Origin of the sequence: Actinomadura logoneensis, from assembly GCF_003428695.1 — a bacterium.
Classification (GTDB): Bacteria; Actinomycetota; Actinomycetes; order Streptosporangiales; family Streptosporangiaceae; genus Spirillospora; species Spirillospora logoneensis.
This window is the reverse complement of the sequence record NZ_QURH01000286.1, coordinates 1-11,348: the sequence shown is the minus strand read 5'-3', so window position 1 is coordinate 11,348 and position 11,348 is coordinate 1. Positions and strand designations below refer to the sequence as shown.

Sequence of the window (11,348 nt, the reverse complement as noted above, 5' to 3'; positions counted from 1 at the left end):
GCCGCGGCCCTGCTGGGAATCGCCGACCCCGACGCGGTGCTGTTCGCCGCCAACGGCCGCCAGGCCGTCGCGGGGGCGGTCGCGGCGCTGGTCCCGCCGGGCGGGCGCCTCGGGGTCGAGCCGTTGACGTATCCCGTGGTCAAGGGCCTGCTCGCCCGGCTCGGGGTCCGGGCCGTCCCGATCGCCTCGGACGGCGACGGGCCGCGTCCGGACGCCCTGGCCGAGGCGCACCGCCGGGCGCCGCTCGGGGCCGTATATCTGCAACCGGCCCTGCACAATCCGACCGGGCTGACCGTCCCGCCGGGGCGGCGGGGCGCGCTCGCCGGGACGCTCGCCGAGCTGGGCGTCCCGCTGGTGGAGGACCGGGTCTGGTCGTTCCTCGCGGACACATCGCCGCTGGCGGACCTGCTCCCGGAGTCGGCGATCGTCGTGGACAGCCTGTCCAAGCGGGTCTCGCCCGGCCTGACGACCGGGTTCCTCGCCGTCCCCCGGGCGCTCCGGGGGCGGGTCGCCGAAACGCTGCGCGCGGGGGCGTGGGCGCCCACCGGGTACGCGCTGGAGGCCGCGACGGAGTGGCTGGCGGACGGCACCGTCGCCGCCCTCGCCGAGGCCAAGCGCCGGGACGCGGCGGCCCGGCGCTCCCTCGCCCTGGAACGGCTGGAGGGCTTCACGGTGTCGGCCGCGCCCCGGTCGTACTTCTGCTGGTGGGAGCTGCCCGCTCCGTGGCGCGCCGAGGCGTTCGCGGGCGCGGCGGCCCGGCTCGGCGTCACGGTCACACCGGGGGCGGTGTTCGCCACCGCCCCCGACGCCACGCCCGCGGCCGTCCGGCTGGGACTGGCCTCGCCGTCGCACGCCGGGCTCGCCCGCTCGCTGGACCTGCTGGCCGACCTCGCCCGGCGCGGACCCGACGCCCCGGAGGCGCCCGGTCGCCGGTGACGGATCAGGTTCCGGCGTGTTCGACGACGCGGGCCCACTCCGCCAGGAGCTCCTGGGCGGCGTCGGCGTCGGGGCCCTCGGCCCACAGGTGCGTGACGGCCTCGGACGGATCGGGCAGCACCAGCACCCACCGGCCGTCGGCCTCCACCACGCGGACGCCGTCGGTGGTGTCGATCGTGCGGCCTCCCGCGGCCTCCACGACCGTCCGCATCACGCTTCCCTTGGCCGCCCACGGGGTCGGCACCGAGCGGCGCAGCAGGTGCGCCTCGGGGATGCGGCGGTCGATCTGCGACAGCGTGAGCCGGGTCCGGGCGACCAGCCCGACGAGCCGGACGAACGCCGCGATCCCGTCCACGGTGGTGGAGAACTCCGGCATCAGGAACCCGCCCCGGCCGTCCGCGGCGAAGACCACGTCGGGCTGGGCGGCGGCGCGGGTCAGCACGTCCTGGGAGGTGGACACCCACTGCACCCGGACGCCGTGGAACCGGCACACCTGCTCGGCGACCCGGGTCGTGGTGACCGGGAGCGCGACCCGGCCGGTCCGGCGCTCGGCCGCGACCAGGTCCAGCATCACCAGCAGCGCCCGCTCGTCGCTGATCAGCTCGCCGTTCTCGTCCACCAGCGAGATCCGCTCGCCGACCGGGTCGAACCGGACCCCGAACGCGGCCCGCGAGGAGGACACCAGCTCGCCGAGCCGCTGCAGGTCGCGCATCCGCTCGGCGAGCGTCTCGGTCGGGTTCGCCTCGTCCAGCTTGGCGTTGCGGGTCAGCACGTCGACACCGACCTTGCCGAGCAGCGTCGGCAGCGCCAGCGAGGCGGTGCCGCCCGCGCAGTCCAGCACGAGCTTCAGCCCGGCCTCGCGGACGCCGGTGGTGTCCACCCGGCGCAGCAGGTCGCGGGTGTAGGTCTCCACGGCGCGGGCCGGATAGGTCAGCTCGGCGATCTCGCCGGGGAACGCGCGGCGGAACTCCTGGCGGCCGTAGACCCGCTCCAGCTTGCGCTGCGCGGCCTGCGACAGGTCGGCGCCGTCCTCGTCCAGGAACAGGATGTCCACGCCCTGCGGGTCGCCCGCCGTGGTGTGGATGTAGATGCCGCCGCAGCAGTCCTCGCGGGCGGTCTCGAACCGCGCCATCGGCAGCGCGCACGCCTCCAGGTCCTGGACGTCGATCGCGGACGCGGTGAGCGCGCTGATCACCGCGCGCTTGAGGGTGCGGGCGGCGCGCGAGGCGTCCCGGCCGGTGACGACCGTGGTGCCCTTCTTCAGCGTCGTCGCGTACGCGCTGGCCAGCCGGACCGCCAGCTCCGGGGTGATCTCGACGTTGATCAGCCCGGACACGCCGCGCGGCCCGAACAGGTTGCGCTGGCCCCGGGACTCCCAGATCACGCTGGTGTTGACGACCGCGCCGGCCTCGATGGTCTTGAACGGGTAGACCTTGACTCCGTTGGACAGGTACGCCTCGGCCTCGATGACGCACTCGTCGCCGACGACCGCGCCCTCCTCGACCCGCGCGCCCGCCATGACGTCGGTGTTCTTGCCGACCACGCAGCCGCGCAGGTTCGCCGACGGCCCGACGAACACGTTGTCGTGGACGACGGCCCGGTGCAGGAACGCGCCCTCCTTCACCACCACGTTGCTGCCGAGGACGGTGAACTCGCGCAGCTCGACGCCCGCCTCGACCTTGGCGTAGTCGCCGATGTAGAGCGGGCCCTTCAGGACGGCCTCGGCGTCCACCTCGGCGCCCTCGGCGACGAACACGCCCGGCGACACCTCGAACCCGTCCACGGGCAGGTCGACCAGGCCGGACAGCATGTCGGCCTGGGCCTTGAGGTAGCTCTCGTGGGTGCCGACGTCCTCCCAGTAGCAGTCGGCCACGTACCCGTACAGCGGCGCGCCCTCGGCGAGCAGGCGCGGGAAGACGTCGCCGGACCAGTCGACCGACTCGCCGGCGGCGACGTGGTCGAGCACCTCCGGCTCCATGACGTAGATGCCGGTGTTGACGGTGTCGGAGAACACCTGGCCCCAGGTCGGCTTCTCCAGGAAGCGCTGGATGCGGCCCCGCTCGTCCACGATGATGATCCCGAACTCCAGGGGGTTCGGGACGCGCTTGAGGCCGATCGTGACGAGCGCGCCGTTCTCCCGGTGGAACCGCACCATGTCGGTGAGGTCGATGTCGGTGAGCGCGTCCCCGGAGATCACCAGGAACCGGTCGTCGCGCAGCGCCTCCTCGGCGTTCTTCACGCTGCCCGCGGTGCCGAGCGGCACCTCCTCGGTGGCGTAGCTGAGGCTCATCCCGAGCTCCTCGCCGTCCCCGAAGTAGTTGCGGATCAGCGCGGCGAGGAACTGCACCGTCACCACGGTCTCGTCGAACCCGTGCCGCTTCAGCAGGCGCAGCACGTGCTCCATGATCGGCCGGTTGACCAGCGGGAGCAGGGGCTTGGGCTGGTTGGCGGTCATCGGACGCAGCCGCGTCCCCTCGCCGCCCGCCATCACAACGGCCTTCATCCGGTCTCCTCAGGGGTAGAACCGACGGCATCCGGGGGTGGATGTCAACGGGGGGTCTCCGCTCCCTTCTGGTCGCCGGCCGCGCCGCGCTCCGGGGCGGGGAGCGGAGCCGCCGCCGGGGGGTCGCCGCGTCCCGGACCGCCCTGGACGGAGCCGTTCCTCGCCGAGCCGTCGGGGACGGAGCCGTTGCGCGCGGGGCCGTCCGGGGCCGGGCCGTCGGGAGCGGGGCCGTCCGGGTTGGCGCCGGTCTCGGCGCGGGCGGCCCGGGCGAGCTGGACGGTCTGCGCCCAGTAGAGGACGGCGGCCCACCAGTAGAGGCCGACGCCCCAGATCGCGAAGGCCCAGCCGCCGACGCGGGCGGCCGTGGCCCACCAGCCGTGGTGGTCGCCGACCAGCAGCAGCGGGAAGGCGTAGAGCAGGCACATGGTGCCCGCCTTGCCGATGAAGTGGACGGGCAGGGTGCCCGCGTAGCCCAGCCGCCGCATGATCGGGACGATCGGGGTGATCGCCGCCTCCCGGCCGACCAGGACCAGCACGAGCCAGAGCGGGATCACCTCGCGGGCGGTCAGCCCGACGAGGGTGGCGAAGATGTAGAGCCGGTCGGCGGCCGGGTCGAGCACCGTGCCGAGCCGGCTGGTCTGGTTCAGGGCGCGCGCCAGCTTGCCGTCCAGCCAGTCCGACAGCCCGGCGAACACCAGCACGCCGAGCGCCCACCAGTCGTGGCCGGCCAGCACCAGCCAGAGGAACACGGGCACGCCGAGCAGCCGCGCGAAGCTCAGCAGGTTGGGCACCGTCCAGATCCGGCCCGTCACCGGCTCCGGCCCCGTCCCCGTCCCGGTCTCAGCATCCACCGCCGTGCTCGCCTCCCTGTCCCTTGATCCTGACCCTATCGGTAAGGATGCGAAAGCCCCCGGGGGCGTCCGGCCGCCGGGGAGGCGGACCCAGGGGTGGGCTCTGGGCGGTCCCCCGGCACGCTACGCCCCGTCCGGCACCCGCACCCAGTGTCCGGACGGCGCGGCACCGCTTGCCCCCGCCCGCCGCGTCCGCCGTCCGCGGACGCGGGCCGGGGCGGCCGGCTGTTCACATCCTGACCGGTATCGGCCGAACGACCCATATCTTCTGTTTTATCCGCCTGGGGAATGGGCCGCGGCCCCCGGCCTCCACCATGATCGGCTCAGGAGGTCAGCCCATGCTCATTCGCGCGGCCGCCGCTCTCGCGGCGGCCATCATCCCCCTGTCCGCGGTCGCGGCCGTCCCGCCCGCCCGCGCCGACGGGCCCGCCGCCACGGTCGTCCCCGTCCAGGTGACCGGCGACCCCGCCAAGCGGTTCAACCTCGTGGTGCTCGGCGACGGCTACACCGAGGCCGACATGCCGGCGTTCCGGCAGAACGTCGACAAGCACCTGAACGTGCTGTGGAGCATCGAGCCCTACAAGTCGTACCGCAGCTACATCAACGTGTACCGGGTGGAGATCCCGTCCAAGGTCTCGGGAGTGAGCTGCGACCCCGGCGTGACGGACGCGCGGAAGGACACGCCGCTCGGGATGTCCTTCTGGAGCGGCTGCCGGACCGACGGCATCCAGCGGCTGCTGGTCATGGACGACGACGCCGCGAACCGGTACGCGGGGCTGGTCAAGGACGTTCCCGCGGCGAACCGGCAGATCCTCGCCCTGGCCAACAGCACCACCTACGGCGGCGCGGGCGGCACGTACGCGACCGCGTCCGGCGGCAACGCCATGTCCGCGCTGATCTCCCCGCACGAGCTCGGCCACTCGGTCGGCGGACTGGACGACGAGTACGACTACTACTACCGGGGCGTCCCCGGCGGCACCTACACCGGCGGCGAGCCCGAGTCGATCCACCACACGCTGCTGACCGAGGACGAGATGCGGCAGCGGCGGCAGAAGTGGTGGCGCTGGCTCGGCGAGCGCAGCGAGGCGGGCGGCACGATCGGCCGCCACGAGGGCGGCCTCTACCACAGCCGGGGCGTCTGGCGGCCGAGCGAGCACTCGATCATGAAGAGGCTCGGCTACTACTACGACCAGGTCGGCCGCGAGCGGATGACCCAGGCCATCTCGCGGAAGGTCGACCTGGTCCAGGACGCCACGCCCGAGGGGACCGTCGGCGCCGACCGGGTGCTCTGGCTGGAGACCCTGCACCCCGTCGACCACGCGCTGCGCGTCGCCTGGACCGTGGACGGGCGGCCCGTCCGCGCCGGGCACGACCTGGACCTGCGGACCCTCCGCCTGAAGCGCGGCACGCACCGGGTCACGGTGCGGGTGGACGACCCGACCGCCTTCATCCGCGACCCCGCCGTCCGCGCGTCGTTCGCCCAGACGCGCACGTGGACGGTCGACACGTCCCTGCGGACCCCGCCGGACACCACCGCGCCCGGCTTCACCACGACGACGCCGACCGACCGCCCCGTCGGCGCGCACGCCGTCATCGCCGCCGAGACGACGCATCCCGCGACGTCGGCGCCGCGGATCGAGTGGCGCCTGGACGGACGCCGCGTCCGGGCCGACCGCGACCTGCGCCTGCCGCCGCTCCGCCCCGGGACGCACCGGGTCACCGCGACCGTCGGCACGGCCACCCGCACGTGGACGGTGGACGCGACGCCGCCCACCGTGACCGCCCAGGCGGAGCAGCCGCCCGCCGGTGACCGGCTGACGCTGAAGCTCACCCCGTCCGACGACCGGTCCGGGTACGTGGTCGCCGAGTTCCGTGTGGACGGCGACGGTTGGTACAACTACTTCGGCTGGCCGACCGACTCGACGCGTCCGTTCCTGTTCACCAAGACGGGGACGAACATCGACGACCTGATCTACGGCAGGCTCGCCGCCGGCCGCCACACCATCGAGTACCGGGCCATCGACGCCGCCGGGAACGCCGGGAAGCCGCGCAGCCTCACGGCCGTCCTGCGCTGAGCGGCCCGTCCGGCGGTTCCGGCCCGTCCTTTTGTCCGGGTCCGTCCGGCGGTTCCGGTTCCGTCCGCCGAGGTGGGAACGCCTCGGCGGACGGAACGTGCCGGCCGGGCGCGGGTCAGGCGAGCTTGCGCCGGAACGCGGCCATGGCCAGGACGTACGCGATGACGAGGACGCCCACGCACCAGGCGAGCGCCGTCCAGATGTCGTCGCCGACCGGACGGCCGGCGAACAGCGCGCGGATCGTGTCGACGATGGACGTCACCGGCTGGTGCTCGGCGAACGCGCGCACCGGTCCGGGCATCGTCCGCGTGGGGACGAACGCCGAGCTGACGAACGGCAGGAAGATCAGCGGGTAGGAGAACGCGCTCGCACCGTCCGCGGACTTGGCCGACAGGCCGGGCAGGACGGCGAGCCAGGTCAGGGTGAAGGTGAGCAGCAGCAGGAGGCCCGCGATCCCGAGCCACGCCGCCACCCCCGCGCCGGAGCGGAAGCCCATGAGCAGCGCGACGAGGACGACGACCGCGAGCGAGACCGCGTTGGCGACCACCGAGGTCAGCACGTGGGCCCACAGCACCGACGACCGCGCGATCGGCAGGGACTGGAAGCGTCCGAAGATGCCGCTCGCCATGTCCAGGAAGAGCCGGAAGGCCGTGTAGGACACGCCCGACGCGATCGTGATGACCAGGATGCCGGGCAGCAGGTAGTCGACGTACCTGCCCGGCCCCGCCGCCACCGCGCCGCCGAAGACGTACACGAACAGCAGCATGAAGGCGATCGGCATGACCGAGGTCGTGATGATGGTGTCCGGGCTGCGCAGGACGTGCCGCAGGGACCGTCCCAGCAGCGCGGCCGTGTCGCTCAGGAAACGCGTCCTCATCGCTGCCGCTCCTCGCTCGCCGCGCGCACGTCGTGTCCGTCGCCCGCGTCCCGGTCCGGTTCCGCTCCCCCTGGTCCGTCCTGCCGGGGTTCGTCCTGCCGGGGTTCGTCCTGTTGAGGTTCGTCCTGTGGGGGTTCGTCGCCGACGAGGGCGAGGAAGACGTCTTCGAGCGTCGGCTGCCTCTCGACGTACTCGACCTCGGCGGGCGGCAGCAGCGCCCGGAGTTCGGCGAGGGTGCCGGTCACGATGATCCGGCCGCGGTGCAGGATCGCGATCCGGTCGGCGAGGTGCTCGGCCTCGTCCAGGTACTGGGTGGTGAGCAGGACGGTCGTGCCCCGCCCGGCGAGTTCCCGGACGGCCGCCCACACCTCGAGCCGCGCCTGCGGATCCAGGCCGGTCGTCGGCTCGTCGAGGAAGATGACGGGCGGGCTCCCGATGAGGCTCATCGCGATGTCGAGTCTGCGGCGCATCCCGCCCGAGTAGGTGGCGACCCGGCGCGCGGCGGCGTCGGTCAGCGAGACCCGCTCCAGCAGGGCGTCCGCGACCGCCCCAGGGTCCTTCACGTGCCGCAGCCGGGCGATGAGGACCAGGTTCTCCCGGCCGGTGAGAATCTCGTCCACGGCCGCGAACTGCCCCGTGAGGCTGATGGACTCGCGGACGTCCGCGCCGTGCGTCGCGACGTCGTACCCGAGGACCGTGGCCGTCCCCGCGTCGGCCTTGAGCAGCGTGGCCAGGATGTTCACGACCGTGGTCTTGCCGGCCCCGTTCGAGCCGAGCAGCGCGAAGACCTGGCCGCGCGCCACGTCGAAGTCCACACCGCGCAGCACCTTCAGCCGCTTGTACGCCTTCTCCAGGCCCCGCACGCGGATCGCGGGGACCTCCTGTTCCGTCATCGGACGTTCCCTCTCTCCGGTCACCCCCGCGGGACACCGCACCGTGCCCCGGCGCGCTCGGCGCGCGTCAGAGCCTCAGTTGTATCTTGACTTTATTGATCCTGCAATGGATGGATCTTGATTTTCCTCAGGTTTGCATCAAGATCTTTGAAGACGATGTAAGTTCGGTGCAGATCAGGGGCGCGAGGCGGGGACGCCGTCCGCTCCGGCCTCCGCGCAGCGGCGGAGACGCGTCACGCCTCGTCCGGCCGGGGGGTTCAGCGTCCCTGGCGAGTCGGCAGGGTCGGTGCGAGCGCGGGACCTGGAGGACACGGACGCCATGGGGGTGAGAACAGAAATGGCGTGGCCACGGCAGAGCCGGGCCACGCCATTCAGAGGTACTGCGGTCTTTATCTGCCCGCATGGAAGTCGTAGGGCAGGTCGTCGTAGACCTTGTAGACGCAGTCCGCACCGTCAAGGCACTTGCCCCAGTGAACTGCCTTGGACGGGTAATAGAGGAAGTCGCCCTGGCCGATCCGGGCATGCGGACCACCCTTGACGTTCCAGCTCAGCCTGCCCGAGATACCGAGGACGTGCTCGGGGCTGGTGTGCCAGTGCGGGGCGAATTCCGTGCCCGCCTTCAGCCGGAAGACGGCCTCCGACGGCCCGGTCTCGGGATTACCGCGCAGCGACTTGAAGGTGCAACCGGCGAGCCCTTCGCAGGGCTGCCATTGCCCGCCGCGCAAAGGAACATAGACCGCCTTGTCGGCGGAAGGCTTCGGCGCTGAAGACGACTGGGCGGCGGCCTCGGACGCGGTGAGCAGCAGACCGCCCACCGCTGCCGCGACCGCGAGATGACGCAGACGCATCGACGAACACTCCTTGATCCGGACTGTGGTCCGCTTAATATAAGCGGACCACAGTCCGGATGTCTATGAGAGGCGGGTCCCCGGACACGGTCTTTCCAACTTCCGAGGCGCGCGATCCACGGCGCGCGGCTGCGGCGCTCGGCTGAGCTGAACGGTCGCAGTGAGCGGTTCGGGGAGCTGCCGAGGTGAGCGGTTCGGTGAACGCGATGGCGCGGCCGGTCAGGAACCGGTCAGGGCCTTCGGGGAGTGCGGCCGCGGAGGGGCCTGGTCGGGCGGAGCCGGGTGGGCGCGCAGGACGCTGAGGAGGGCGGTCGCCCGGTCGGCGCGGGACGGCAGGGAGCGGGCCAGGGCGGTGGCCTGGTCGAGGAGGCGGGCGGCCAGGGCGGGATCGTCGGCGGCCTTCGCGATCTCGGCGAGGGCGCCCACCCGGACGACGGGGCTGCCGATCGCCTCGGCCGTCCGGAGGGCTCCGTGGAGGTCGTCGGCGGCGATCGCGGCCATCACCGCGTCGAGGGACGCCCAGTCGCGGTCCAGCGGATCGCGCTGGTCGTGGGCCGCGCGCCGGAGTTCGTCCGCCAGCGCGAGCGCGCGGTCGCGCCGTCCGGCGGCGGCGAGGGCGCGGATGACCGCGAGGAGCAGGCCCGTCCGGACGTGGGGTTCGGGGGCGGCGCGCGCGATGCGTTCCGCGCGCTCGAAGTCGTGCCTGGCCGCCGCGTTGCCGAGCAGTTCGCTCTGGACGAGCGAGCGCACGTGCGGATCCAGGATGCGGGACAGGGCGTCCTCGGCGCGTTCGAGCGAGCCCGCGGCGTCGGCGATCCGCGCGATGTCGGCGAAGGCGAGGTCCCGGTAGCGCGGGGAGTCGACCGCCAGGGCGAGCGCGCAGGCGTGGTCGAGGTCCCCCCGCTCCGCGGTCGCGATGATGAGGTCGTGGCGATCGCTCACTCGGCGGTCAGCCGCCCGGGCGCACGGAGAGACATGAGGTAAAGGAAACCCCATCCGCCGGTCTGCCGCCAGCATCGCCGTGCCGTTCCGCGGGTGCGGCGGCGCGTCGCGTCGCGTTCCTCAGCCGTATCGGCCCCTCCGCCGGATCGTGGCCCGGCGGGCTCAGACGCTGCGCAGGACGGAGACGACCACCCCCAGGATCACGGCGTCGTCGCCGTCGATGACGTCGTAGGCCGGGTTGCGGGGTTCGAGGAGGACGTGGCCGCCGCGGCGGCGGTAGACCTTCACGGTGGCCTCGTCGTCGAGCATCGCCGCGACGATCTGCCCGGAGTGCGCCTCGGGCTGCTGCCGGACGACGACCAGGTCGCCGTCGCAGATCGCCGCGTCGACCATGGAGTCGCCCCGGACGCGCAGCGCGAAGACCGTGCCGCGGCCGGTCAGCTCGCGCGGCAGCGCCAGTGTGTCGTCCACGTGCTCCTCGGCGGAGATGGGCGTACCGGCGGCGATGCGGCCGACGACGGGCACGGGCACCGACGCGTCACCGGACGCGGGGCCGCCCGGCTCGCGCAGGAACATCCGGACGTCGATCGGGCGGGACACCGAGGCGGACCGGTTGAGGAAGCCCAGGTCCTCCAGGACGCGCAGGTGGCGGGAGACCGAGGACGTCGAGCGCAGGCCGACGGCGTCGCCGATCTCGCGCGTGCTGGGCGGGTAGCCGTGCCTGACCACCCAGTCCCGGATCGCGGCGAGGATGCGCTGCTGGCGCTGGGTCAGGGCCGACACGTCCAGGCCCGCGAAACCGTCAAGATCTTCGTAGGTGGTCACGGGCGAAATGCTAGAGGCCGGGTCCGACATCCAGCGGGACGCCGCGACCCGGCGCGTGGGATCCTCCCCGGCCGGCAGCGACATGCACACGGTGGCGCAGAACGCGGGACGCGCGATGCGCGATGCGGAGCGCAGAACACCCGACGCGGGACGCGCGGACCCGGACGCGGGACGCGCGGACCCGGACGCGGGACGCGCGGGTTCCGGGGGTGGGCGCCACGCGGGGTGGGCGTAGGTGGCCGGGGTAGGGCGGGGCGCGCGCGTATCGTTGGACGCCGTCACCGGCCGGACACTGTGTGCGGCGCCGGGTCCAGGTGAATGGCGGGATCTGTCGTAACAGCGGCTTCTTTACTGGCAGATTCGAATCTTCCGGGGGTCGTGCAGCTGATCTAGCATCGCGCTGACATCGCTTGGTCCCGAGTCCTGACACCTCCGCCGCGGTCGCGGCGGACCGTCTCCCGCCCGAGAGGACCCGATCGACATGACCCGACGTCTCATCGGGGCGGCCGTCGCCGCCCTCGCCGGCGCCGCGTTCCTGGCCGGCCCGACCGCCGCCGCGAACGCCGACCCCGCGCCGACCGCTCCCCGGCCCGCCCGT

General features: G+C 73.2%; 9 protein-coding genes. 2 read left to right on the top strand and 7 right to left on the bottom strand.

What is annotated here, in order from left to right:
* Positions 1-936 (top strand): aminotransferase class I/II-fold pyridoxal phosphate-dependent enzyme (locus DZF91_RS17160; protein WP_117358467.1); only part of this gene is annotated, 936 nt, incomplete at its 5' end.
* Positions 937-940: 4 nt separating this feature from the next.
* On the opposite strand, the gene DZF91_RS17155 is transcribed toward DZF91_RS17160, so the two are convergent.
* Positions 941-3,439: a mannose-1-phosphate guanyltransferase gene (locus DZF91_RS17155; RefSeq protein ID WP_117358466.1), complete on the bottom strand. Its 2,499-nt coding sequence runs from the start codon at positions 3,437-3,439 to the stop codon at positions 941-943.
* A 44-nt stretch (positions 3,440-3,483) separates the two neighbouring features.
* Positions 3,484-4,290 carry a CDP-alcohol phosphatidyltransferase family protein gene (locus tag DZF91_RS17150; protein ID WP_199486696.1) on the bottom strand — a complete coding sequence of 269 codons (807 nt, stop codon included), beginning with the start codon at positions 4,288-4,290 and terminating at the stop codon, positions 3,484-3,486.
* Between the two features lie 338 nt (positions 4,291-4,628).
* Here DZF91_RS17150 and DZF91_RS17145 point away from each other — a divergent pair, with 338 nt between their 5' ends.
* The gene (locus tag DZF91_RS17145) at positions 4,629-6,365 is read left to right on the top strand and encodes a M64 family metallopeptidase (protein WP_117358464.1); all 1,737 of its coding nucleotides are present in this window, start codon (positions 4,629-4,631) and stop codon (positions 6,363-6,365) included.
* Positions 6,366-6,480: 115 nt separating this feature from the next.
* Here DZF91_RS17145 and DZF91_RS17140 read toward each other — a convergent pair whose 3' ends face one another.
* The 5 genes from DZF91_RS17140 to lexA all read right to left on the bottom strand — a co-directional run bounded on the left by DZF91_RS17140 (position 6,481) and on the right by lexA (position 10,780).
* Positions 6,481-7,242, bottom strand: coding sequence for an ABC transporter permease (locus DZF91_RS17140; protein ID WP_117358463.1), 762 nt, complete (start codon positions 7,240-7,242; stop codon positions 6,481-6,483).
* Positions 7,239-8,135, bottom strand: coding sequence for an ABC transporter ATP-binding protein (locus tag DZF91_RS17135; protein WP_117358462.1), 897 nt, complete (start codon positions 8,133-8,135; stop codon positions 7,239-7,241). The genes DZF91_RS17140 and DZF91_RS17135 overlap by 4 nt, the downstream gene beginning before the upstream one ends.
* A gap of 389 nt (positions 8,136-8,524) precedes the next feature.
* Positions 8,525-8,983: a cupin domain-containing protein gene (locus tag DZF91_RS17130; protein WP_117358461.1), complete on the bottom strand. Its 459-nt coding sequence runs from the start codon at positions 8,981-8,983 to the stop codon at positions 8,525-8,527.
* Between the two features lie 219 nt (positions 8,984-9,202).
* Entirely contained in the window at positions 9,203-9,925 is a 723-nt protein-coding gene (locus DZF91_RS17125; protein ID WP_117358460.1) for a hypothetical protein, read from the bottom strand.
* A 162-nt stretch (positions 9,926-10,087) separates the two neighbouring features.
* Positions 10,088-10,780, bottom strand: a complete 693-nt coding sequence (gene lexA, locus DZF91_RS17120; protein WP_199486697.1) for a transcriptional repressor LexA — start codon at positions 10,778-10,780, stop codon at positions 10,088-10,090.
* Positions 10,781-11,348: the final 568 nt, after the last annotated feature.

Bases quoted from the DNA above. Each gene is read 5' to 3' on its own strand.
- DZF91_RS17135 (WP_117358462.1), bottom strand. From the start codon at position 8,135: ATGACGGAACAGGAGGTCCCCGCGATCCGCGTGCGGGGCCTGGAGAAG.
- DZF91_RS17155 (WP_117358466.1), bottom strand. From the start codon at position 3,439: ATGAAGGCCGTTGTGATGGCGGGCGGCGAGGGGACGCGGCTGCGTCCG.
- DZF91_RS17140 (WP_117358463.1), bottom strand. From the start codon at position 7,242: ATGAGGACGCGTTTCCTGAGCGACACGGCCGCGCTGCTGGGACGGTCC.
- lexA (WP_199486697.1), bottom strand. From the start codon at position 10,780: ATGTCGGACCCGGCCTCTAGCATTTCGCCCGTGACCACCTACGAAGAT.
- DZF91_RS17130 (WP_117358461.1), bottom strand. From the start codon at position 8,983: ATGCGTCTGCGTCATCTCGCGGTCGCGGCAGCGGTGGGCGGTCTGCTG.
- DZF91_RS17145 (WP_117358464.1), top strand. From the start codon at position 4,629: ATGCTCATTCGCGCGGCCGCCGCTCTCGCGGCGGCCATCATCCCCCTG.